The organism is Niallia sp. WK069_GA_01 (assembly GCF_983173855.1).
Genome location: NZ_OZ470138.1, coordinates 3,400,096 through 3,425,693 on the forward strand (window position 1 = coordinate 3,400,096; position 25,598 = coordinate 3,425,693).

The window sequence follows — 25,598 nt, forward strand, 5'->3', positions numbered from 1 at the left end:
TCAACTATCTAGATATTGTCTAATCCCATACATATCATGGTAATTCGTTTCGTTTAATGAATAATTTTACTGGCTTTAGCCTTTTGAGCAAAGCTTTCTGTTGTTCTGCGAAGCGGGCCTTTTAAAAACAAACCGAAAAAAAGAGCCGCAGCTAAAAAGATAAACAAACAGCTGATATCCTTTACAGCCACTGAAGGTACAATACCGCCTACAGCTTCTCTTAATAAACTGATGCCATATGTAAACGGTAAAAAGGGAAAAATCGCTTGAAAAAAAGGTGGTGTGACTTGAATAGGGAATGTTCCTCCAGAGCCCGACAGTTGAAGCACAAGAAATATAATCGCTGCCGCTTTTCCAATATTTCCGAATACAGACACCAGTGTATACACAATTGTCATAAATGCAATACTGATACAAACAGCAAACAGGATAAAGCAGAATGGTCTTTTTACAAATGCATGGAGAATAAATAAGTCTCCTATTGTTACGATAATCGCTTGAAAGCAGCCAATTGTTAAGAAAGTCAGCAGCCTGCCTATATAAATTTGGTAGCTCTTATATGTTTCTTTCCCTGCTTCCACATCAAAACGCAATAAGGAAACTAACAACAGTGCTCCTACCCATAGACATAAAGTAGTGTAAAAAGGAGACATGCCAGATCCATAGTTTGGAATGGGGAAAATCTTTTTTTCTTTTAAAAGAACAGGTTCTGCGATAAATTGACTTTCCTTTTGAATATCATTTTTCAATAAGGAAATAATTTCCTCCGTATCATGTGTAAGATGGTACTTGCGTATTTTATCTGCAGCTACTTTAACCGCATCCTCTAATTGGGGTAAGTCGCTGCGGACAAGATTAGCCACTTTGTGCACATTTCCTTCTAACTCTGGCAGTTTATATTGAACAAAATTCGATATTCTTTGAATTTCTTCTTCAGCGTTAGGCAAGTCATTTTGGACAAAACTAGCCGCATTACCTACTTCCTTTTCAACCGTTGGAAGTTCTGTTTTAAGAAAAGATATCATTTCTTTTATACTGTTCTTAAATGACTGCAGATTCCCCTCCACATTTCCAACATTTTGATGAAATCGGTCACTTATCTCCAAGAAGTCTTGCTCATATTGATCTAATGATTGTTGTGCAAGCTGGACTTCCTTTGCTGCATTTTGTAGAAGATCAAAATAATCCGGCAACGCTTGTTCTCCTGTTTGCATAGACTGTTGTTCGTTTTCTGCCTCCTGTTGAAGTTTGCGTAAAGCCGCATGCATTTTCCCCTCTACTTCGTTATCGTAATGCTGGAGCAGAGTTTCGATAGTTGTACTAGCTTCGACAGCTAACTTTTCTAGTGAAGCAACATTATTTTCATCTGAAGATACACCTTTATTAATGGAAGATTGTATATCCTTTATATCCTTTAATTGTGCAGAATAATTTGTTTTTAATAGTGATAACCTTGAAATAATTGCATCCATTTCTGCCGTTTGCGAGACATGATTTATTTCATAGAATAATTGAAGCATCTGATTAATCATGTTTATCTGTGTAGGGAGCTGATTAGTTAGTAAAGATAAAGCGGCTGATGTATCTTGTTTATTGTTCCTGCCGTCTTTTAATGTTTCAGTCATTCCCTTCACTTGAGTAGCAGTTTGCTGTAAAGCGTTAATATTTAATTTTATTATAGGCAAAATAGATACGATGGCCGCATTATTTTGTTGAATAATCTTCTGTAGTTGATTACCTGCGTCTGTATAATTTGTCTCCATTTCCGCTAATTTTGTGCTTGCGTTCATCGCATTTTTTATCTTGTTTTCCGATGCCGCAGCATTTTTTAATGATTGATGCAATGTCGTTTCAATTGTTGAAAATTGTTCTTTAATTGTTTGTATATTGTTTAAGCTACTATCTATAATAGGAAGTTTATTTTTCAACGGGAGAAGCTCTTTTTTTATTTCTTCTACTTTAGCGAGCTGTGTATCTAATTGTAAAATAAAGGAACCTACTTTATTAATTTCCGGAATTTTCTTTTCTAATTCAATAACTTTTTGACCATTTTGATGAATTGCAGGTAATTTTTTTTCTATTTCTATTGCCTTTTTCCCCGCTTCTTCCACTTCTGGTAAATGCTTTTCTAGCTGCAAGATACGATTTTCTACATTTCGAATAGTGGGTAATTCATTTTCTAGATTTATTCCTATTTTATTAAATTCGCTAAGAATGGCTTCACTAACTGTTTTTATCACATTACGATTGACCGTTTCTGTTACATTTGAAGCACCTTTTTCCGTTATTTTGGGGGCGATGGCGTTTATCTTCTCATTCACCCGATAAATAATTTGTGGATGTTTTTGATTTTCCTCTAATAACGTAGCTATTTTGGCAGAAAAATCTTTTGGAATAGTAATACTCGCATAATACTCTCCAACATAAACACCATGATCGGCTTTTTGTTTATCAACAAAAACCCAATTCAATTGTTGATTTTGCTTTAAATGACGAACAACTTCTGATCCTACTTGGAGATTCTGCTGTATTTCTTTAGAATGGATTACAGTGCCTTTATCTTCATTTGTCACAGCAATAGTAAGAGCAGATGTATTGCTATAAGGATCCCACATCGCAATTAAATTTAACCAGGCATATAAGGAAGGCAGGAACATTAGTCCTATTATTAGAATCAATGCAACTGGTGCTCTCCAAATATTAACCCAGTCTGTTTTGTAAATTTGCATGATACTCCGCATAATAAACCCCCTTCAAGTTTGGATGATAAGCTGTAGTATTCCCAGTTTGGTTGTATCCTATCATTCCATCACTTTCCATCAGGTAAAGAGGATTTTAAGAGGTTGGTGTACGGTGTCATTTATGTGAAGGCTACCTTAAAAAAGGCTGGGCCCTCTCAAATAGTCCGCAGCCGATATACACTTCGCTTTCCTTTCCATGGGGCTCATCTACGAGCCTCCTCGGAGCTTTTTACTCCTGTGGGGTTTCTTCTGTCCCGCTAATCCCATAGGAGTCTTCGTGTATTCCGCCTGCTCCCCGCTTCAACATACAATAAATAAATTTGGAAACTGCTTCTTTTATGTATCATGGTGCAAATTTGGTTGCATGAGTGTCTACTTGCAAATTTCAGCAGTTGCTTTACCTGTTATCGCTTATGCTTTTTCTGTCCAATACCCACATCCTACTATCGATTCGACACCATGATTAAATGCCTTCTCTTCAAATGTTTGAATGATTCAAGTGCAGGTACCGCAATCGTTATTTCAGAAAATGCTGCCAGAATTAAAAAAATAAAAATGCCTCTTTCTATATAAGAAATATGGATAGAGGCATCTGCTTGCTTTATCCCAATAATCTTTAAAATAAAGGAACCAGCTACTACATACTGTTCCAAAGCCATCTTGGCCAGCTGCCAAGATGAAAGTCTTTTTTTCATCAATTCCCTCCTTATTCCGATTATTTTTTACCTTAATTGCATATATGTCTCGAAATGTAAGAAAGACATTTTTTCGTTTTTATTTCTCTTTTTTCTTGCTAAATGTCTTTTGCATATCCTTATACTCTTTCTCTCCAATAATACCTAGACATTTAAACAGATACGAGTATGCGTGAATCTTAGTTTGGATTCGTCCACTTTGTTTCATTCTAATCACCTCTGCTTTATTATATTAACCAAAGGAAAAAAAGTTTCCTTAAAGCAAAAAAAGCTAAGATAGACAATAGAATGCCCATCTTAGCTTATATTTCCTCTTTTTCACATAATTCTTCTATTAGCTTCGGAAGCCAATCAGTTAATTTTGTAAATAAAAAACCCGTTTCTTCCGCTTTCTTATTACTCATTGCCCAAAAATTTTCTATATTATAAGGTGATAAATTATCTTTACATTTTTCATTTGCAAGTATAGGTTGTTTTCCTGTCTTCTTTTTAATTAATTCAAGCAATTCTTTTATAGAGATGATTCCATCAGAACATGCATTAATCGGTCCCTTACAATTCGTTGCACCAATCCATGCTAAAAATTCTCCAGCTTCTTTTTCGTGAATAAATCCCATGGTACCATCGAGATTAGAAAAATAGATGCTTTTTTCCTTCCTAATTTTTCTCACATGAAACAACAGTCTTTCTGTATAATCATTTTCCCCTAAAACAATCGGTATCCTTACCGCAACTGTATCAAATGGTGCTTGTTGGAATAACACTGCTTCCGCCTGCCTTTTCCCATCTTGATAAGAAATAGATTCTCGTGTTTTTATTTTTATAGGATAGGAATAGGGATCAAAATCTGTTTCATCTAGTAAATTAGGTGAAGCGTCATAAACAGATAGTGTACTTGTTAATATGTATTTTTTTGTTTTTCCACTAAAAACTTCGATTGCGTTGATTGCATCTTGAGAAGAATAACAAATTTGATCAAAAACAATATCCCATGTTGTGTTTTCAAAACTTTGTTTAAAGTTGTCTAAAATGTTCCTATCAAAAATGATCCGTTCAACTTTTTTACCGAAAGCATCAGATGTTATTCCCCTTGTCGCAATGGTTACCTTATACCCTTTTTCGAGAAGTGATCTAACTAAATGCTGACCAAAAAAACGTGTACCTCCTAAAACAAGTGCTTTCTGCATCGTCTTCTCCCTATTGAAATTTTTTCTTCATTATATAGTAAAATGCCCCACAATCAAAGATTCAGGGGCATTTTATCATCTCAACTTTTGCTATTTATTTTATTTAAATGACTTCCTTACTCCAAATTACCACTTTTCCTTTTACTTTTCATTTTCTGAGAATCGTCCAAAAGTTATATTTATAATTTTTTTATCCTCTACCAGCCTGAAAAGAAGGATACTTCGTCATACCACCATCAGCAAATAGGGTAATACCTGTTACATAACTTGACTCTGTAGAAGCGAGCCAAACAGCAACAGCTGCGATTTCTTCTGGTTCTCCTATATAGCCAAGTGGAATCATACTTTCTACCTCTTTGCGTTTTATCGGATCATCAAACTTTTCCCCATTAATTGGTGTATTTATCGCACCTGGTCCAATGCTATTTACTCGAATTCCTTTTGGAGCATATTCGAGTGCTAATGTTTCCGTCAGCATTTTCATTCCGCCCTTACTTGATGCATAATGAACAAATGTTGGCCAAGGGATTTGTTCATGAACACTTGACATATTAATAACATTCCCTTTTCGATCATTCTCTACAAAATAATTTATCGCTTCACGGCTTCCTAAAAATGCACCAGTTAAATTTGTTTTCATTACTTTTTCCCAATCTTCTAATGACAATTTATGAGATGGAACAGAATTTTCAATTCCAGCATTATTTATAAAAATGTCTATTTGTCCAAACTGCTCAACAGCAGTATGAATAAGATTCACAACATCCTCTTCTATTGTTACATCTCCTCTTACAATAATCGCCTTTCCTCCAGCTCTTTCTACTTCTTGCTTTATCTCTAATGCCTCTTCTTCTTTTGAGCGGTAATTTATAACTACCTTGCTTTTTTCTTTTCCAAAACGATTAGCCATTGCTCGGCCTAATCCTTTCGAAGCACCTGTTATGACAACTACCTTGTCTTGTAAGTCAGTATACAAAATAATTCCTCCTTGAAAAATATGTATAAAATTCTCTAGTAAAATGATTAAGCGATATTATAATCTACCCTATATTAAGACTAGTAATCCTCTTTAAAGAAATTCCTTTTTTCGAACCTATCTATTTTTTCCAATTCATGATTGCAGTACTTTTCCTATTTAAGAGAATACGCTTACTACCTTATAAATAAATAAAAAAGCCGCTAAACAACTCCATTTAGCTAAAAAGGATTGTTCAGCGGCTTTTTAAATCTTATAGAAAAACTGTTACTTTTTCGCTAACCCTAAACATACTACACCAATAATAATGAAAACAATTCCTATCCCAATAAACACCAATTGGCGTTTCGTTTTCTTTTCTTTTAATAAGAAAATTCCGCCTAAGGTTGAAATGACGACACCTGTTTGGGACAAAGAAAAACTGATTGCTACCCCCACTTTTGGCTGTGAAATAAACAGAAACATGTTCCCTGCTGCCCAAAAAAGACCTGGGAATATATTATAAATTGCATACTTATTATAAGGTTTATATTTGTATGTAATGATAACGCCGCCGATAAACATCCCGATCGCCTGTGGAAATAAAGCAGACCAGCCATCTACTCCAAAAAAGCGGGCAATTACTGCATAACCTAAATATCCAATCGTTGAAAAAAGCAGTGTAAAGACACCCTTTTTAAATATCGTATTTTCATCCTTACTTCTGTTATTATCGTAGGAAGTGAAAATAATTCCACATAAAATAAGGATAATCGCAACTACACCATATAGAATAGTTGTCAAGTTAGTCCATTCATGAAAAATTAATACACCAAATAGGGTGGTTGTAACAATTTGCAATCCTGTCGAGATAGGCATTGTTTTGGAAACACCGATATACTCTATCGATTTAAATTGATTGCTTTGCCCAAAAGCCCAAAACATTCCGGAAATTACACCAACAATAAAAATAGTTATGCTTAATTGGGGTTGAGCAAAAATATAAACAATAGTAGAAAACAATAAAGCTCCTATAGTGGTGCCTAACGTTTGACTGTATGCTCCACCTCCTATTTTTACATTTAGTAAAACAATACTTCCCCAAAAAATGGCAGGAAGAATAGCTAAAAATAAATCCACTTTCATCAAACCTCTTTCCAATCTTCTACTTTAGTTGTTCCCTTTATCAACATGTATAATCAGCCTCAAACATATAATAATTTTTCTATTGCTGATTTTCGATTCTTATAAAAAAGATAACATAAATCAAGTGCAATTTCCTAGTAGAGTAATTTGCGCGTGTTCTTTTATCCTTCCACTTTGTAATTGGCTGTATTAATGCTAATTTTTGCTATTAACATATTCTTGATTGGGATTGGAAATCAAGAAACAAGTTTAACAACGCCTCTCAAATGAGAGAGATGCTAATCTCTCTATTAATTCGCCATTATTAATAAGATTCTTTCTTCAAAAGTATTATATGCTTTTTGACAAATACCTTTGTTCAAGGACTCGTTTAATGTATCAAGAATACTCTCTATTAAATATACTCTTGGTGAGACTTTCTTCACTTCTTCTTGAATAAAATCTATTAATTCCTCGTATTTCCCTTGTTCCGTTTTGTTCACACAAGATAAAAGAATGGATTTTTTCAACTCTTGAATGGTACCTTCTAAATCATTATCTATATGTTTATCTGTTGAGTAGTGATCTGGAAGCCATTTTTTCAAGAGTTTCGGTTCTAATAATTGCTCCTTTGTTTTGGATAGATCATCTATCATATGCATAATTCTGTTTACACTATATTTCACAATTTTATGTACATCTTTCATATCCTTATTTTCAAGTCCATAAAAGAAAAAGTTATTATGAAGAATACCTGTCAGCATTATGGCGCAGTCCAATAAATACGGTTCTTTATCAAAAGTGCAGATATCCAATAAACGATTATACAGCCAGTTGAGTTCTTCCATTCTTCTAATTTTTAAAAACTCTTTTAATTCTTGATCGTTTGTAAATAAAATTTCTTCAAATAAAGAAATGATTTTTAATTGTTCATTTGTTTTTATTAATAATTCTATTTGTTTTATTAACACCTCAATGTCTGTTTTATCCTGTCCACGAATTAATTTCCTTCTTTTCTCTCCAACTTCTGAGTAGATATTCTGAAAAATAGAAATTAATAGTTCATTTTTACTTGTGAAATAATTGTAAAAGGTTCCTTTTGAAATTCCACTTCTATCCAGTATTTCCTGTATAGAAGTTGCATGAAACCCTTTTTCTATAAATAGTTCATGTGCTTTATTTAAGACATGTTTTTTTCGATTATTCATTTCAATCACCTTTAGGGAAATTAGACTGCCTGTCCAAGTCGTATACTACCTTAATTAATAAGCAAATACAATTTAAAAACCATTGAAAATTAGTAAAAATCAATTTTTCTTTTTAAGAGCCACCTATATTTTTAGATTGACGAAATATTTTAGTTGAATTAATTGTACTATAGGTATATTATTTAAGCCTAGAACAAATGTATAAAAATTGAACCGCAAGTTCATAAAAGGAGAGTTATATAAATGAACACAACTGAAACAAATCATACAAAGCCATCCTATGGAATTATTGCTATTTTAATGGCTGGTGCTTTTGTTGCCATTTTAAATTCTACTTTATTAAATATTGCTTTACCTTCTATTAATAAAGATTTTCATTTGGACCCTTCCGTTGGTCAATGGTTAGTAACAGGCTATATGCTTGTAAACGGCATTATGATTCCAACAACAGCATTTTTAATACAGAAATATTCCGTTCGCAGACTGTTTATCACAGCTATGGGATTGTTTACATTAGGCACAATTGTAGCAGGAGCTTCCAGCTTCTTTTCCCTGCTGTTAATTTCTAGAATGGTGCAAGCCACTGGTTCTGCTATTATGATGCCATTATTAATGAATTATTTACTAACAAACTTCCCAGTAGAAAAAAGGGGAAAAGCTATGGGGATATTTGGACTAGTCATGGTTTTTGCTCCTGCTATCGGACCAACATTATCAGGCTATATTGTCGAGCATTATAAATGGACCATGCTTTTTCATGTAATTACTCCAATTGCAGCATTTGTTTTAATACTTGCTATCTTTCAATTAAAAGATACAAAAGAAAAGGTAGCTATTAGCATTGATAAACTATCGCTTGTATTATCCAGTCTTGGATTTGGCGGATTATTATATGGCTTCAGTTCAGCTGGCAGCAAAGGATGGGACAGTCCAGAAGTATATGGAACACTTATCATCGGTTTATTATCGTTAATACTGTTTATTATACGTCAATTAAAAATTGAGAACCCAATGCTTGAGTTTAGAATATTTAAATATCCATTATTTGCGTTATCCGCAGGTATTTCCATTGTCATAAATATCGCCCTATTTTCAGCTATGCTATTAATGCCTATTTATATTCAAACGATTAGAGGCATTTCCCCTTTACATTCTGGATTATTATTGCTCCCAGGTGCTATCATTATGGGAATCATGTCGCCAATAACTGGAAGATTATTTGATAAATATGGAGCACGTATACTTGCAATTACGGGGATATCTATTACAGCTATTACTACCTTTTTATTTAGTAATTTAACCATGACTACCAGTTACACAACATTAATTATTATTTACGCCTTCCGCATGTTCGGGATGTCTATGGTAATGATGCCTGTTATGACAAATGGCTTAAATCAAGTACCTGGAAGATTAAATCCTCATGGCACTGCAATGAATAATACTTTATCACAGATTTCCGGTGCGATTGGTTCTGCCTTAATGATCACAATCATGTCTAACAGAACTAAAACACATGGTAAAGAAATAGCAGAAGAAGCAATGCACAATATGAGCAATACAACTGCACAGCCTTCAGCAGAGACAATTGCAGCAGCAAAAGAAGCGATAGAGATGAAAGCAATGCTGGAAGGAATTAATGACGCTTTTTTTATCTCCGTGGGAATTGTTATTTTAGCGCTTCTGCTTTCCTTCTTTATGAAACGAGCAACTCCAGCAGAAGATATAAATACCGAGGTAAACCAATTTACTAAACCTAATTCTGTAAATAAATTAGCAGAAAACTAATTAAAAAACCTAGTTATCGAAATAATTTGGATAACTAGGTTTCCCTTTATATAGTGAATTCTGTCATTTCGTTACTAAACATAAAGTACCATTGTTTCAAATTGCGATTCATTTCCTACTATTTTTTCTCTCCATTTTAGAACAGAGAACGAATAGACTAAAGGCAGATGAGCTCAATGATCAAGACAAATATTTTTTTATCATTTCAATTTTATACTTAGACACTTTAGCTTTTTTCTGATAGTTCAAAAAATGAGCATAGTATATTTGCGAAGTCTTTTCGATTTTTATTAATTTATCCATATTAATAATATTGGATCGATGAGATAAAAGAAAGCGCGAATCTAAAAGACATTGTATATTCATTAATGTTTCTTTCCATTCAAAAATTTTATTTATTGTATGTAAATAAGTAACGGCCCCTAATTTTTGAATAAAAAGAACCTCCTCTAAAGGAATTATTAAAAGATTGCTTTTTTGTTTCAAAATCAATTTATTTTTTCTTTCTGCTTCAGGAGGACAAATCTGCAAAAAGCGCCCTAATGCGATAAAAAGTCGTGCATTATTTAACGGCTTCACTATATAATCAACGGCACCTAGTTCAAATGCTCGAACTGCGTAATAATCTTTACTGGTAATAAAAATCACCTGTAATAATGGATGAATATCTTTACAATATTCGATTGCCTCGATGCCATTGTTTATTTGCATATCCAGATCCATTAACAAAAGATCTGGTTTTTTCATTATTATACTTTCTATTAATTCTTCTCGATTATTAACTATTCCAACTAATTGAAATTCAGGACGTTTCGTTATGAAAAGCGTAAAAAATGTTCTTATAGAAAGATCATCTTCAGCAATTACCACTTTCATCACCTTAAACCAGCCCCTCCACTATTAAATCTTTTTATGATGATTTGCTAGAATACACTGCTCATTTCAATGTATTTAACACTATTTTTTTATCTTTGCTTAATTTGGCTACTATGTTTGTTCTTTCTTCTTTAAACGTATACCGAACATTGCCGATAATAATATTTGTACCTTCTAATACCTTATTTAGCATGATCTTTTTATTTTCAGGGATCATGATAGAGGTAGCAGTGCCGCTATTTGAACCAGCTTCATAAATACTTATACCCTCTTTTGCGAATAATTCTCCTCCTCGCAATACCCCTGAAATATTTATTTTCCCCCCAGCATAAACCCGTGAATTAATACAGCCTTGTCCATAAATAGTAATATTCCCACTACTGTTTAAATAGCTGTTGAACACATTGGGAACTTTGATAAAACTATTCTCATCAATAGGAGTTTCCCCTAATTCGAGAATTTCTTTCACTGTCATTAATAATTCCCTCAAGTCATTAATCGAAAAGATAGATGGTGATAAGGAAAGAAATAACTTTCTCAAAGATTCGGCAAGCTCATTTAATGGTGAATGAACAGTAAAAAAAGGGTCTTTTTTTACTGTACTTCTATATTTACTAACAATTGTCGGAAAACGCGGGTACCGTTTCGCCATTATAGTTCTAATTAATGGCTCTATTCCTCTTTCATTATACTTCTCCTTATTAAAACCAGGTGAAGAAATGACTTGCTCTAGTAATAAAATTAGCGTATTTATTATTGTACTGATTTGCTGAAGCAATGTAGTTAGTTCGTTCATAAAAATGTGATTCTTACCTGCCGCCAATCTAGACTTACTAATACTCCCTTTTGTTATGATTGAACCATTAGCTAATATAGTAGACAAATGAATAAACTGATGTATACATATATTTCCTTCTGCCTCTACCATCATTTTCTCTTCTACTTCTCCTTTTATTTCCACATCTCCGTTAAAACGAATATTTCCTGTTGCTAAATTGACATTTCCATTCTGTACTAATTTTTTCAGAATAGAAAATTTAACGAGCTGCCCTTTCCTCTCAATCGTTGGTCTTCCATCTTCTAATGCCACAATTTTATTATCCACAAGCATTACTTCTTTGCTTAATTCGGATACAATTGGGAACGGTTCCTTTGCAGGCAATAATTCATTGGTTACAGTAATCCCAACTTCTCCTTTTACAGGCGCATGAATATTTGCAATGACGAAGCCCTTTTCAACTGTTGGAAAAGTGATAATCTCTCGAAAATCAATTTGCCCTTTTTCATTTTCTTTGTATCCTTTTTCTACATCTGTCTTTACCTTACTTTCTACCCAACCATGCTTTCCTTGGTTCACTTTTTTGCCTGTTGCTATTTCAAATTCCCCTTGCACTAATGTTTGCGTAGCTTTTATTATTTCGGCTTGGTTAATTCCATATATGATGTGCAGCTCTTCCATTTTTTTTATAATATCTTGTTTTTTAAGTGTGTTTTTTATTAGTTTTTTTTCCGTTAGTTTAATTTTTAAAGACTTGACAGGTTTATAATCAGGGACGGTTCGAATTATGGTATATCCAGGTGTTACATGTAGTGTTGCTTTTAACTTATGCTTGTCTATAGTTAAATTCCAATCCGTTTTTACCTCTTCTGTTTCAACAATCAGTTTATATTCACCACTTTCATAAAGTGGAATTGTTTGACCTTGCAATATTTTTTTTCCTCTGACCAATTTAATTCCACTAGCCAACGTTGCAATAGGAATAATTTCTGAAGTTGGTTGTGCGTAAAGCATTCCATTTTTAGTCCAAGCTTTTCCTTCTGCTTTTCCCTTTTCTTCGTTCTTTTGTATTTCTTCCACCTTTCTATCCACACAGATGTCTTCCTTCGCTACCTCTTCCCTTTTTCTTTCAAGTTCCTCTTTTTCCTCATTTACTTCCAGTTCAATAACAGCTTGTTTTCTCTTAAACCATAAAAAGGATCTGGCTTCTGGTTGAATAATTTTTATGTTTACATTCTTTTCTGGGACATTTAATATTTCTAATCCTAACTTCAATGCCTCTTTAACTGTTTTACCTTTTGAAATAATACTTCTCATTATTCATCCCACCAATTCTAATTATACCTATTAGATTTAATGCCCATATGTGAAGTTCCCTTTATTAAAGTGCATGTTTAAATTGATCTACTAGTGACTGATTCAAAGAAAATATTCCTTTTACAACTGTTTGATTTTTCCGATATTCCCCATCTAATATAATAGGAGAACAATCTTGAACTAATTTCGTTCTTACAATTACCCCTTTTAAACAAATAATCTCGATTATCCGTTCTGCAATATAATTTATTAGGGATTCTTGATTATCGATTTGCTGAGGAATAAATTCAAGTAAACGAGCAATTTGACTATAATCACTTAATTGTTCATTTTGTAAAAAGCCTAATGTTAAATTCCAATAATAGATGGAATGAGTTTTAGAAATGGAGAAATAAGGGATGTTTTTCATCACAATAATTTTATCCAGTTCTATAATAGACGGCTGTTTAATGGTTCTTATATAAGGACAACCTATTCCCGAAAATGTATTACGATACGTATTGGAAAAACTCTTAAGCATTTTTTTTCGAGACATATCCTCGTTTCTTTTACGGTTTTGCTTCACTATTAATCTATTCATGATTTATCCCTCCTTAGAAAAGGTTGGTTCTCGCTACTTTTCAAATACTAATTTATTCTATTAAATAAAAGTAACACCCACCAAAAGATTGATGGGTGTTACTTTTAAGTATATAGCAGATATATACTCTATTAGCACCTTAGAAAATCCAACCCATTCGGCGACCCGGCTGCCATGGATATATACTCTCTTTAGGCCCGTGGTTTTGCGCCCTTACCTTTCAGTAAGTTTGCCATTATCGAATTCTTTTCTAACCTTATAATTAGATGATAAGAATGTCGAATTTTACTTAAATTTGGAAAGTGAATCCTTCTCTAAAACATAAGACTTTTTTCCTATAGTGTCAAATCATGTTTAAGTATATTTTTAACCCTTTCATATCCTCTTTTCTTTCTATTCAACAACATAATTTATTCATTCATAAAGAAATATAAATTTTATTAAAACTTCTATACAGTGTGTTTTTCCTAATTCATTTTTATTATTAGACAAAAAAAGCGGCATTTTCTCGAATGAAGTTGAGAAATGCCGCTCTTTTAAACACTATTTTAAATAATAACTGATAGCTCTATTGCTTTTTTGATTCTGCACTTACTAATATTTTCACCTGGTTTTTTTCTGTAATTAAAGATTGAAAACCCTCTTCTACTACATCATCTAACTTAATTCTTTTTGTTACTAATTTTTCCGCTGAAAAATACCCTTTTCTCATTAAGTTGAGAACAGATGGGAAAACGTCACGATAGCCAATGATACCTTTAATTGTTTTTTCTTTTATAACAAGTTCATTCGGAAGGATTTCTGCTCCTTTTTCCCAAATGCTTACGATGATTGTCTCACCTGAAATTCCCGTTGATTGAATTGCTTGTTTTAACACCACTGGAACTCCTGTTACTTCAAATGAAACGTCTACTCCACCATTTGTACGACTTGCAATCTCCGTGACTATATTTTCATAATCAGCTGGATTTAGCACAATTGCTCCAAGTTCTTTTGCCTTTGCTTGACGTTCAGGCGAAAGTTCAATTGCATAAATATCCGTTGCACCTGCAGCTTTTAACGCTTCAATAACTAGCAACCCAATAGGTCCACAGCCAAAAACAGCTGCCGTATCTCCCGCTTGAATTTTACTTGAACGAACAGCATATAATGCTACAGCAGAAGGTTCTACTAAAGCACCTTGTTCATACGATAGATCATCAGGCAATTTAAATAACAATTCTTCATCGACAGATACGTATTCAGAAAAACCGCCGCCACCGCCAGCAAGGCCTAAAAACCCCATATTTTCATCTAAATTGTATGCGCCTTGGTGACCATTTGTTGCAATTATTGGTTCTACAACCACTCGATCACCCACTTGATAATTAGCCACACCTTCCCCAATTTCCACGACTTCACCTGAAAATTCATGACCTAATGTTACTGGCGCAACTTCGTTTGTTAATGGATGTGGATGATCCACTGGAATAAAAATTGGACCGCCTAAGTATTCATGTAAATCACTTCCACAAATTCCGCACCATTTCACTTTAATTTTCACTTTTCCTGGTGCAGCCTGTGGTTCTTCAATCTCCTCTAAGCGTATATCTTTTTGATTATGCCATCTTAATGCTTTCATATTCTTACATCCCCTTTGTCACAAAAAATAAAACGTTTACATTATATTGCATTGAGACATTCTGTTTATATTCTTATTACTTAAAGGCCTTTAAGTCTTTCCATGTTTAGGAAACACTATTATTATAGTATATATGTTGATTAGGGTAAATTTAATTATAATTAACTTTAGTTAAACGCAACTTAACTAAAAAGGAATGATTTAAATGAACATAGAACAATTATATTATATGGTGGAAATTGCGGAAACAGGTTCCTTAAACGACCACCTACTAAAGTAGGTGGATTTGGACATAAATGTCGACGACTAAAGTCGTAAACTAAGACTGAAGTCTTCTGAAAGACCTTAAGCTAAAGCGTACTCACCATGACTAAACTCATTCTTCAATCCTGAATATATCGTCCTTCCCTTCATTAAATTGATTAGCAATATAATTTCTTATCGTTTCTTCATCCACTGTTCCTACAGCGGCACAAAAATAGCCCCTTGCCCATAAGTGTTGACCCCAATATTTCTTTTTCAACTCAGGGAACTGGTCTTGAAGAAGCCTTGATGATCTCCCTTTGAGGTACTGCATGATTTTACTTGGGGCCATGCTCGGTGGACAAGATAACAATAAGTGGATGTGATCTTTTCCAACACTTCCTTGCAAGATGGTGATTCCTCTTGCTTCATATCCTTGCCTGATTAATTCTCGTGTTCTTACTGCAATCGGACCATGTAATACCTTATATCTATATTTTGTCACCCATATCACATGAAATTTAATATCATACACTGCATGACCATTTTTTCGATATCCGTCCATACTTTCACCTCACCTTTTTAGTATGGACATCGAAAGGCAAGGCTAAAAGCTTATACCGTCTAAAGACGGTGGAGTTAGACCACACATTTGTAAATTAAAAACAGCAGCAGAAAAACAAAATATAACCTTGCCGGCATTAAGCCAAGCAGTAACAAAACTAGAAAAGGAGCTCAATATTGAATTATTTCATCGATCAAGAAAGGGTTCGTATCCAACAGAAGAAGGCAAGCGCCTTATTGATATCGCTGTACAAGTGATAGAGAAATTACAAATGTTTAAAGACGAAGCGGAAAATTATACAAATACTTTAAAAGGAGAGATTAAGATTGCAACATTTCCTGGTCCGATGGAAGTATTAGTAAATCTGATTACTGCTTTTAGAAAAGAATATCCTTTTATTCGTGCTTCTATAGAAGAAAATAATTCACAAACTATTATGGACAAGGTTTATCACCAGGAAGTAGACATAGGATTACTTATCTATACAGATAATGATCGCAAAAAAAACAAACATCTCATTTTTAATAAACTTTTAGATGGGCATATGATTGTTGCTGTGAATAAACATTCTATTCTTGCGAACGAATCGATTATTACAGAAAAGATGTTAGAAAATCAGTCGATTATTCTTTATAATGATCATTGCATTATGGAGTTTATAAAGGAATTTGATTTTCTTGCTAATAATATGGAGATTCTATTTACAACAAATAATGTGGAAACCATTCGTTATGCATTAGAGAACAATACGGCTATTAATATTGGATTTGATTATTCCTTTGAAACGGTTACGGGATTATCTAATAATGATGAATATAGAACGATTAATTTTGCAGAGCCTTTATATAAGACGTATTATTTTGGATATGTTTATTCTAAGAACAAAGCATTATCAAGAATTTCAAGGGAATTTATAAACAGGTTGAATAAGGCTTTGTTGAAATAAATGCAAAGTAGGTTCCCTTTTCTTGTTTGTTTGGAACTGTAAAGCCACTATGTTGCTGACTAAATGGGGGTCCACAGCCTGCATACACTGCGCTTTCCATGGGGCGGGCGCCGAGCCTCCTCGGAGTCAACTCCTGTGGGTCGAGTAGACGGGAGCCTCTCCGAAATGGATTGTGCTCCGCTATCCCTCTAAGAACCGTGCGTGCGGAATTATCGCACACGGCTCCTCCCTATCACCTTTTACAAAATGTTTCATACTGTTTCATTCTGCTATCCTTACTAGTTTTGTTTCCATTCCATCACTATCTCCGTGTATAGTAAATGTTTCTCCATAAGGGCTGTAATAGGGTAGCTGCCTTTCCTCCATCAGAATTACCCGATTTCTTTGGTACTACACAGCTATCCGACTTCCTGTCAGCTTTTGGCTTGCTTGCTTTTTATCGCTTGGTTCGCCATACTCTCTATTTACATAGAAAGACTAAACAGGATCTCCCGAGTTGCTACCATATATCGATGTATAACGTGCCGAGGTCACCGACTCCGAAGAGGTTTCCATTTTCTCGCCATTTTGCGAAAATAGAAATATTGCTTTCTGTGGAGACCAACACATCAGCCCTCTTAAAGGAAGATTTCGGAGCTCTATCCCTTCAACCATTTGGCTTACGGCCCATTACCTCGCTGTCTACGCTTAAAACCAAGAGTTACCCCTTGCCCTCCAAGACTCGCTACGAGTGAATGGCTAGTTCTTTCTCGGTGGGAATTCCACCCACTATATATGGCAACCTAGGCTCGGTCGCTCGGTCTCGTCTGTCCCGCAATTCCCATAGGAGTCTTCTTGTATTCCGGCTGCTCCCTGCTTCTAACTTAGACCATAAAACAATATGGAAACTGCTTCTTTTTATGCGCCATGGTGCGAATTTGTTTAATAACATTTTTATGGTACCAGCTTTTCATAAAATCTTTACAATGATTTATGGCAATTCTCCATACCCAGGTTTTTAATTTTGCTTTTCTTTTATATGTATGAAGAGATTTATAGCATTTCACTAAAATATCTTGAGTAAGATCCTCTGCAATTTCTCTATTATTGATTGACATAGGAAAAGACAAGTTGAAGCAATGCTTTTCCATAATCTCATCCTTATCTTCCAATTCAATATTTTCAGCAGCAAATTCTTCCATTCCTTCTCCTCCTTCCTCTTATTAGACGACGTGATCTCACTCAAAGTTTTGTAATAAAACAAAAAGGTTGTCCAAAAGATGAACTTCACCTTGTAGACAACCTTTTTTCATAATTTCCCTCTTTTTGAAGTTGCTGATGAAACAATGTAATAGCTTATAACTAACACGAGAATGGCACAAGTATATAAAAGGGTATGCAGGGGATTATCATGATACACAATAATTAATCGCACCATTGCGGTGATACCAATATATAAAAAATAACGCAGTGGAAAATGATAACTTTCTTGAAAGTACTTTATAATCATCGCAATAAACTCAAAGTATAAAAAGAAAATTAAAATTCGTTCCAATAATTCATAATTAGTTGAATGTTCTTGAAGAAAAATAGAAAAATGGATAAAATAAACTATTTCTTTTCCCATCAAAATACTTAATGTAACAGCAAGCAATACTAATGATGTATTAAGTATCATTTGAAGAATAAATGAAAGTTTAATTTGGTTTTTTTTCAGTGGTTTTTTTTCCTCTTTTCTTGACTTCACAAAATTCCTCCAGAAAGATATTTTTTCTATACTATCATTTTACATTTAAATGACTTTTCCTCCTAGAGAAATATGTTGAAAATCTCTTAAATACTACAAATAGTATTTTTATTTAGGTTATTCTGTTTCGTTTGTTATTTCCTCGGCAATCTGAATTCGCATAAATAAGGTCCTCCATTATTCCTTTTAAACAGGGGCTTGCTTTCCGTAGGGGGCGATGAGCCTCCTCGGCGCTTGACCTGCTTAGCTCTCATCTAACCCGCTAATCCCCACAGGAGTCTCTCATATCCGCTTCAATCAAGCCGTTTTGATCAATTAGTTGCTGTCGCTAAGCTCGTAACAAATTTGAAGATGCGAAGTTTGAGGAAAAGAAGCAATACATTTTTACACAACTGCATTCATTATATTGTCTTTAGTGTTCAAATAATTGCATTAACTGTTGTGCTGCATCAGTTGGAGACAATTCTACTGCATCATGCAAGCGAAAAAGTATGAGCGATACAATTACTCCAGAAGCATAATAAGCAGATAATCTTCCTTTTTCAATGTTATCGCTTTCTTTGATTGTATAATAACAACTAAATTGATGAAATACCTCGGCGATTGGATTTGGCATGCCTATGTCTTTCCCAATAAAATGAAAAATCGTTTTATCATTAGCTAAGTATGTGAATAATTGAGCAATAATATGCTCAACTTGCTGCTTTGTATACTTTTCCTGTCTGTTTTCTACATAGAAGCATTTTAATAATTCTTCACATTCTTTTTCCATAATTGCTTTGAATAATACTTCTTTACTCGCATAATAATCATAAAAGGTTGCTCTTCGTATATTGTTTTTTCTTGTAATATCAGAAATGGTTATAGATAGATAATTCTCTTTTTCAATCAATAATTCAATAAAAGCTTGATGTAATTCTTGTTCTAATTGACGTTTATTTGACTTTATATATTTTTTCTTTCGATTTATATGGGATAGTTCCACCCCATATAAACGATTTTCCTTTCTTATTTTGTGAATAATTTCACAAAATATAGTCAGGAGAAAATTTTTTTTCTTCTTTTATCCAATATAGACTGACAGCGTAATAATATAAAGCTTGATAATGTGCAGATAGTTCATTTTTTTTTGAAGTATATTCTCCTTGTTTTTCTTTACATGATTGCAGAAAAAATTGGTGGAAATTCACATATGGTTCTGTATTACGATCCATTAAAGTATGAAAAAAGAAGTGATTTTTGCTAACAAAGTGAAGTACAGTGCGCACTCTTTGATTTATTTGTTCAAAGGAGTTACATTCTTTTCCTTTTAAGGTTTTAAAAATTGTATTTGCTAATTCTATTTTCATCTCTTCCACAATATCGTTAAAAAGAGCATATTTGTCTTTATAGTAATGGAACAGAATAGTACGACTTACTTGTGCTTGTTTCGTAATGTCTTTTGTTTTTATATAACGTATGTCCTTTTTTACAAGCAAAGACATCATCGCATGTTTTAAATTAGTAATAGCCTGTGGATCAATTTCTTTTGCAGTTGACATAATAACCCTCCCTATTGGTATTAGCTTATTTTGGTGAAAAAGAATCTTATCTGTACCAATATAAACAACATCACTAGTTCATAAAATGGACATTCCATGCGATTATAGGCAACAAACCAAGATGAAACAGATATACTTTTCATAATACTGTTATACTACAATTCTTCCATATAAGCTATTGACGATTTTGTGAAACTGCTAGTTAAGAATAGATAGCAGTCTTTCTCTTATACTTAAAGTTGATTAGATTTTTTATTTAAAAAGAAGATTTATAGAATTTTTGAAATGTTTTGGCTGTCTAGCTTTAGAGCTAGCTGTTCAAGGCGTTTGCACTTCCCTATTAAAAATCATTATAATGAAAAGAAACTGCTAGGAGGAATTTTATGCTAAAAGGCTCAGCAATTTTATTAATGGGTGGAGACCTTCGACAAGTAGAAGTAATAAAAAAACTAACCCAATTACAAGCTAGTATTTATTTAATTGGGTTTGAAAAATTTAATTTTGATGCAGATAATGTTCATTTTTCCCATCTTACCCAAATAGATTTTAATAAAATGGATGCAATACTTTTACCTGTTCCTGGGGTAAATGACAAAGGAGAAATTGAATCCAGCTTTTCTTCCGCTGAAATCTATTTAACAAAAGAAATGATCGAGCAAACAAATGAAGAATGCGTCATTTTTTCAGGAATTATTACTCCTTTTTTACAACAATTGCAAAAAGAAACGAATCGAAAACTAGTTGCACTGTTTAATAGAGATGATGTTGCTATTTTCAATTCCATTCCCACTGCTGAAGGCGCATTAATGCTTGCTATTCAACACACTGCTTTCACTATACATAAAGCAGACGTAATGGTGCTGGGATTCGGAAGAGTAGGGATGACAATTGCTCGTGTTTTTTCCGCTATTGGGGCAAAAGTAAATGTATGCGTCCGAAAAACCTCTGATGCGGCACGTATTATAGAAATGGGTTTAACTCCTGTGTTTGTAGATTCTCTTAAAGAAACAGCAAGCAGTATGCAAATTTTCATTAATACGATGCCTTTTCCGATCTTAACTGCTGATATAATCTCCACTATGTCAAAGGACGCCCTTATTATCGATCTTGCTTCTAAACCTGGAGGGACAGATTTTGCTTTTGCTAAAGAAATAGGAATACATACAATATGGGCATTAGGCTTACCAGCTAAAGTTGCTCCGAAGACAGCTGGAGAAATTATTGGCGATGTTTTGATAAAGCTATTGATAAGCGAAGAATAGTTAATCTCGTCCTATTAATTATTTAACGGATGGACGAACATTGTCAGCGTAAATACAGCAACAATGTTTGTTCATCTAAATTCAATTACACCCCATAGTAAAACGTTTTCATTCTCCTTTTTATAATAGCATGCTAGCATGCGAATAACCATAAATATTATCCAATTTTTAAAACGTAAAATAAGAGAATTAACGTAAGCCTTCTTATCAGGCTGACAACTATTAATTATCAACCTGACCTCTATATTTCGCTCAAATTAAACCTTATTCTAAATGTCCATTTTTACACCCTCTCAATGGTCCATTTAAACGGATCTTCCATTTTACCCCAATCGGTATCGAATTCAGAAGAAGTCAACAGACATTTATCTAATTCTTCCATTATTTCTTGTGGATTTAAGTTAGTTCCAATAAAAACAAGCTTTGTATGTCTATCTCCAAACTCTACATCCCATTCTTTAAGGATTTGAGGCTGTTGTTTAAAAATTTGTTCCCGCTCCAATTTCGGTAAGGAAGCAACCCAATAAGACACTGGCTCAATAGAAACGGACGGTCCAGCTTGAGATAATAATATAGCCAGATTATTATGAACAGCTGCCCAAACAATCCCTTTTGCTCTTACAATATTAGCTGGCATAGAATGTACCCAATTATCAAATCTTTCTGCATGAAATGGGAGTCGTCTTGCATAAACAAAAGAGCTAATTCCATATTCTTCTGTTTCCGGAGTATGATTTTGATGTCCACTTGTTAATTCTTTTAACCAACCTGCTGAGGAACTTGCTTTTTCAAAATCAAACAAACCTGTATTTAAAATCTCATCTGAGTTTATTTTTCCGTTTGTAGTTCGAATAATTTTAGCAGAAGGCTGTAATGTTCGCAGCACATTTTCTAATTCCGATAATGATTCTTCTGAAACAAGATCACATTTATTAAGCACAAGCACATCACAGAATTCAATCTGATCAATCAGAAGATCAGCTATTTCCCTTATATCCTCATCCCCTGCTGCCTCTTTGCGATCCAAAAGTGTATCACCAGATTGAAAATCATACCAAAAACGATAGGCGTCGACAACTGTTACCATCGTATCTAATCGACATAATTCCGTTAAATCAATTCCCATTTCTTCATCTATATAGGAAAAAGTTTGAGCAACAGGAACAGGTTCACTAATACCCGTTGATTCTATAATAATATAATCGATACCTCCTTCTTTAGCCAATTTTTCTACTTCTAGCAAAAGATCTTCACGAAGAGTACAGCAAATGCATCCATTTGACATTTCTACAAGCTTTTCATCTGTTCTTGATAAACCTCCTCCTTGTTTCACTAAATCTGCGTCAATATTTATTTCACTCATGTCATTAACAATAACAGCAACCTTTAATTCATCACGATTATTTAATAGATAATTTAACATGGTTGTTTTACCAGATCCTAAATAGCCACTTAATACGGTTACTGGAATTTTATTAAACTTCATTGATTATCCTCCTAATTCTTTTTCCATTTGGAATAAAATAATACTCTCAATATGTAGAATACTTACATTTCGTAATCGTTACGATTTAATCACTGCATTTATTTAAAAAATAATAACTATCCTTATATTAAACGTAAACATTACGATTTGTAAAGAGTTTAATAGCTAATTTCCTTCATCAGATGTTACCACCATTTCAGGTGAGTTTGTTACGCTCAATATAAAAAACCTCTTTGCACCTTTGCCTATTTAATTGGTTAACGTACAAAGAGATTTATAAAGTGGCTGGGACATAACGAAATAGATAATAGATAAAGACGAACATTCTCTAATTTAGCACGTAATGGTTACTTCCCTATATTGGTTATTTATGTTTTTTCATATAGTTAACTCAAACTTCGCACCATCAAATTCGTTTGCAAGTCTTGATATTACTCAGTTTAGAACAATAAAATGGGAGGCCTGTTTTTTTGTGTGGAGGTTGCTTTCCACTACGGGTTGCTTCGCTTTCCGCGGGGTGGGAGCTGAGCCTCCTCGGCGTTGCCTTGCGGGGTCTCAGCCTTCCCACATTTCCCACAGGAGTCTTCGCACCCTCCGTTACAAGCAACCTATTTTAGAATACGTTCTTGTCTTCGAATTTCATGAAAAGGTATGACTACTAAATACTAGTAGCGTTGATTTTTTATGTTATTATTCAACGTTGTTCTCCCAAAATGTGCACTTTTAGTCTATTTCTATAAGGTGGATGTTTTCACCAGTTCAACGACAGCAACTAATGAATCAAAACGGCTTGATTGGAGTGTAAGGTGCGAGACTCCTGTAAGACTCCTGTGGGATTAGCGGGTTAGATGAGACCTAAGCAGGCGCTTGCGCCGAGGAGGCTCATCGCACGCCCCACGGAAAGCGAAGTGTATGCAGGCTACGGGTGATTACCACCACCTTCTTTTTTACATAAATAAAAAACCCAAACAATGATACGAAATATTTTTTACATCTTCGTATCATTATTCGGGTTTATCTTCGGCTGGGATACTTATGTCTCAGCCTCGTCCTATTAATTTGCTTTTACAGTGATTTTTTCAAGGGGTTGTGCATTTCCATATACAGGGCGGGTGTGATTTACTGGCATCGCCCATTTTACTGCATTTGTAATAACTCGTTGAATATCAGCATGATAATAAGTAGGATATGTTTCATGCCCCGGTCGGAAATAAAATATCTTTCCATTTCCTCTTGCATAAGTACATCCGCTGCGGAATACTTCTCCACCTTCAAACCAACTTGTAAAAATCAATTCATCTGGAGCTGGAATATCAAAATGTTCTCCATACATTTCTTCTTTTTCTAGTTCAATATATTCCCCAATACCATCGACAATCGCATGATTTGGTGCTAAAACCCATAATCGCTCTTTATCATCCGCTTCTCGCCATTTTAAGTCGCAGCTCGTTCCCATTAATGTTTTGAAGATTTTCGAAAAATGTGCAGAGTGAAGGACAATTAATCCCATTCCATCTAGTACTCTTTGTTTCACTTTTTCAACAATTTGATCATCTACTTCGTGGTGAGCAAGATGCCCCCACCAGATTAATACTTCGGTGTTGTTTAATACTTCTTCTGTCAAACCATGTTCAGGCTCATCTAATGTAGCAGTGTTTGTGTTATACCCTGCTTCTTTTAAAAAAGCAGCAATGGCCCCATGTATGCCATTCGGATAAATATCAGCAACTAACGGATTCTTTTTTTCATGACGATTTTCATTCCAAACTGTTATCATTTCAGCGATTCTCCCCTTTATTCATGCACGATTTTTTTAAAATACAGGCATTCTACCTGACATAACAGACGCACTAATAGCATTTATTCGGAAACAGTAAGAGAATGATCAAAGTCTTTTATTATCTCATTTCTTTCTGCTGCTATAAATATGGTTTCAATCAACTGTAATACACGTAAAACTTCTTCATTCTTTACAATTGGTTCTGCTTTTCCTTCTATAACGGAAACCACATTGCTGTAAAAGCTCTCCATTGTTGAATGAACATTTGGCAATGGAGATGTACTAATTGCTGCTTCAGATGGCGGGGCCATTGTTTTCGTCAAGCCTTTACCGGCTTGTATTGGTTTAGGTGCTTCTACTTCTATCCCAAAATTTTGTGTAACAATTTTTCCATTCAAATTCCAATCATCAATAATCGCTGTTCCTGCGGTCCCCTTCACATACCATCTAGGCAGTTGAATAAAGTTGGTTGTACCAACTTCTATTAATGCCGTTGCTCCATTTTCAAAAGTAATGATGGATTGAAATCCATCATCCACTTCATCCCCTAATACAAAGCTTAAATTAGAATAAACACTCGTTATCTTGCTATCTACCATAAACAGCAATTGATCTAGTAAGTGAACACCCCAATCAAGCAGCATTCCTCCACCTTGTGCCTTAAGATGGCGCCAATCTCCTGGAATGCCATTTGCTCCTTGCACTCTTGATTCAATATGAAACATATTCCCAATTATATTCTCATCATATATCTTCTTAATCGTAAGAAAATCTTCGTCCCATCTGCGATTTTGATGCACAATAAATTGACAATCGTTGACGTTTGCTGCATACATGATTTCTTTTAAATCAGTGCTGTTTATCGTTACAGGCTTTTCACAGATAACATGTTTCTTCGCTTGAAGCGCTGCAATTGCTATATCTTTATGCACATCATTTGGTGTCGCAATAAGTACAAAATCCACTTCATCATCTGATAATACAGAAGATAAGCTATCATATGCTTTATAGCCATCTGCTAATGAAGCTGCCTGTTTTTCTTCTTGAATATCAAATGTACCATATACCTTAATATTCTCCACATCTTTCAACAGTTTAGCATGGTAGCTGCCCATGCCGCCGTATCCAACAATCACTAAATGATAAATTTTGCTCATCCTCTTCTTCTCCCTTCCGTG

20 protein-coding genes, 1 pseudogene and 1 riboswitch are annotated in these 25,598 nt (G+C 34.2%); of the genes and pseudogenes, 3 read left to right on the forward strand and 18 right to left on the reverse strand.

Features of this window, described 5'->3' with window-relative positions:
- Nucleotides 1-53: 53 nt before the first annotated feature.
- From AC5LWL_RS16115 to AC5LWL_RS16140, 6 genes are all read right to left on the reverse strand, one after another.
- Nucleotides 54-2,741 (reverse strand): YhgE/Pip family protein, encoded by a 2,688-nt coding sequence (locus AC5LWL_RS16115; RefSeq protein ID WP_493435265.1) that lies wholly within the window; start codon nt 2,739-2,741, stop codon nt 54-56.
- 443 nt (nt 2,742-3,184) lie between these two features.
- On the reverse strand, nt 3,185-3,436 hold the full coding sequence (locus AC5LWL_RS16120) for a hypothetical protein (RefSeq protein WP_493435266.1): 252 nt from the start codon (nt 3,434-3,436) through the stop codon (nt 3,185-3,187).
- A 302-nt stretch (nt 3,437-3,738) separates the two neighbouring features.
- Nucleotides 3,739-4,623, reverse strand: coding sequence for an NAD-dependent epimerase/dehydratase family protein (locus AC5LWL_RS16125; protein WP_493435267.1), 885 nt, complete (start codon nt 4,621-4,623; stop codon nt 3,739-3,741).
- A gap of 190 nt (nt 4,624-4,813) precedes the next feature.
- The gene (locus AC5LWL_RS16130; protein WP_493435268.1) at nt 4,814-5,599 is read right to left on the reverse strand and encodes a glucose 1-dehydrogenase; all 786 of its coding nucleotides are present in this window, start codon (nt 5,597-5,599) and stop codon (nt 4,814-4,816) included.
- Nucleotides 5,600-5,866: 267 nt separating this feature from the next.
- Entirely contained in the window at nt 5,867-6,718 is an 852-nt protein-coding gene (locus tag AC5LWL_RS16135) for a GRP family sugar transporter (RefSeq protein ID WP_493436626.1), read from the reverse strand.
- Nucleotides 6,719-7,014: 296 nt separating this feature from the next.
- Entirely contained in the window at nt 7,015-7,911 is an 897-nt protein-coding gene (locus AC5LWL_RS16140; RefSeq protein WP_493435269.1) for a TetR/AcrR family transcriptional regulator, read from the reverse strand.
- 243 nt (nt 7,912-8,154) lie between these two features.
- On the opposite strand from AC5LWL_RS16140, the gene AC5LWL_RS16145 reads away from it, so the two are divergent.
- The gene (locus AC5LWL_RS16145) at nt 8,155-9,699 is read left to right on the forward strand and encodes a DHA2 family efflux MFS transporter permease subunit (RefSeq protein WP_493435270.1); all 1,545 of its coding nucleotides are present in this window, start codon (nt 8,155-8,157) and stop codon (nt 9,697-9,699) included.
- Nucleotides 9,700-9,879: 180 nt separating this feature from the next.
- Here the strand turns inward: AC5LWL_RS16145 and AC5LWL_RS16150 are convergent, their stop codons facing one another.
- From AC5LWL_RS16150 to tnpA, 5 genes are all read right to left on the reverse strand, one after another.
- Nucleotides 9,880-10,575 (reverse strand): LytR/AlgR family response regulator transcription factor, encoded by a 696-nt coding sequence (locus AC5LWL_RS16150; RefSeq protein WP_493436627.1) that lies wholly within the window; start codon nt 10,573-10,575, stop codon nt 9,880-9,882.
- Nucleotides 10,576-10,636: 61 nt separating this feature from the next.
- A complete protein-coding gene (locus tag AC5LWL_RS16155; protein ID WP_493435271.1) occupies nt 10,637-12,670 on the reverse strand; it encodes a flagellar assembly protein A in 2,034 nt (677 codons plus the stop codon).
- Nucleotides 12,671-12,734: 64 nt separating this feature from the next.
- Complete coding sequence (locus tag AC5LWL_RS16160; RefSeq protein WP_493435272.1) at nt 12,735-13,250, reverse strand: GTP cyclohydrolase I; 516 nt, start codon at nt 13,248-13,250, stop codon at nt 12,735-12,737.
- A 156-nt stretch (nt 13,251-13,406) separates the two neighbouring features.
- Nucleotides 13,407-13,494, reverse strand: a riboswitch (cyclic di-GMP riboswitch).
- A 324-nt stretch (nt 13,495-13,818) separates the two neighbouring features.
- Entirely contained in the window at nt 13,819-14,871 is a 1,053-nt protein-coding gene (locus AC5LWL_RS16165; protein ID WP_493435273.1) for a 2,3-butanediol dehydrogenase, read from the reverse strand.
- A 376-nt stretch (nt 14,872-15,247) separates the two neighbouring features.
- The gene (tnpA, locus tag AC5LWL_RS16170) at nt 15,248-15,679 is read right to left on the reverse strand and encodes an IS200/IS605 family transposase (RefSeq protein WP_493435274.1); all 432 of its coding nucleotides are present in this window, start codon (nt 15,677-15,679) and stop codon (nt 15,248-15,250) included.
- Nucleotides 15,680-15,764: 85 nt separating this feature from the next.
- On the opposite strand from tnpA, the gene AC5LWL_RS16175 reads away from it, so the two are divergent.
- On the forward strand, nt 15,765-16,625 hold the full coding sequence (locus AC5LWL_RS16175) for a LysR family transcriptional regulator (protein WP_493436628.1): 861 nt from the start codon (nt 15,765-15,767) through the stop codon (nt 16,623-16,625).
- Between the two features lie 923 nt (nt 16,626-17,548).
- Here the strand turns inward: AC5LWL_RS16175 and AC5LWL_RS16180 are convergent.
- The 4 genes and pseudogenes from AC5LWL_RS16180 to AC5LWL_RS16195 all read right to left on the reverse strand — a co-directional run.
- A pseudogene (locus tag AC5LWL_RS16180) lies at nt 17,549-17,806 on the reverse strand (sigma factor); the annotation flags it as partial.
- 107 nt (nt 17,807-17,913) lie between these two features.
- The gene (psiE, locus tag AC5LWL_RS16185) at nt 17,914-18,351 is read right to left on the reverse strand and encodes a phosphate-starvation-inducible protein PsiE (RefSeq protein ID WP_493435275.1); all 438 of its coding nucleotides are present in this window, start codon (nt 18,349-18,351) and stop codon (nt 17,914-17,916) included.
- A 412-nt stretch (nt 18,352-18,763) separates the two neighbouring features.
- On the reverse strand, nt 18,764-19,336 hold the full coding sequence (locus tag AC5LWL_RS16190) for a TetR/AcrR family transcriptional regulator (protein ID WP_493435276.1): 573 nt from the start codon (nt 19,334-19,336) through the stop codon (nt 18,764-18,766).
- A 40-nt stretch (nt 19,337-19,376) separates the two neighbouring features.
- The gene (locus tag AC5LWL_RS16195; RefSeq protein WP_493435277.1) at nt 19,377-19,892 is read right to left on the reverse strand and encodes a TetR/AcrR family transcriptional regulator; all 516 of its coding nucleotides are present in this window, start codon (nt 19,890-19,892) and stop codon (nt 19,377-19,379) included.
- Nucleotides 19,893-20,275: 383 nt separating this feature from the next.
- Between AC5LWL_RS16195 and dpsA the strand changes: the two genes are divergently transcribed.
- Nucleotides 20,276-21,154, forward strand: coding sequence for a dipicolinate synthase subunit DpsA (gene dpsA, locus AC5LWL_RS16200; protein WP_493435278.1), 879 nt, complete (start codon nt 20,276-20,278; stop codon nt 21,152-21,154).
- Nucleotides 21,155-21,437: 283 nt separating this feature from the next.
- On the opposite strand, the gene AC5LWL_RS16205 is transcribed toward dpsA, so the two are convergent.
- The 3 genes from AC5LWL_RS16205 to AC5LWL_RS16215 form a co-directional block, all read right to left on the reverse strand.
- Complete coding sequence (locus tag AC5LWL_RS16205; protein ID WP_493435279.1) at nt 21,438-22,640, reverse strand: GTP-binding protein; 1,203 nt, start codon at nt 22,638-22,640, stop codon at nt 21,438-21,440.
- A gap of 1,054 nt (nt 22,641-23,694) precedes the next feature.
- Entirely contained in the window at nt 23,695-24,417 is a 723-nt protein-coding gene (locus AC5LWL_RS16210; RefSeq protein WP_493435280.1) for a ThuA domain-containing protein, read from the reverse strand.
- An 83-nt stretch (nt 24,418-24,500) separates the two neighbouring features.
- A complete protein-coding gene (locus tag AC5LWL_RS16215) occupies nt 24,501-25,577 on the reverse strand; it encodes a Gfo/Idh/MocA family protein (RefSeq protein ID WP_493435281.1) in 1,077 nt (358 codons plus the stop codon).
- Between the last annotated feature and the right edge of the window lie 21 nt (nt 25,578-25,598).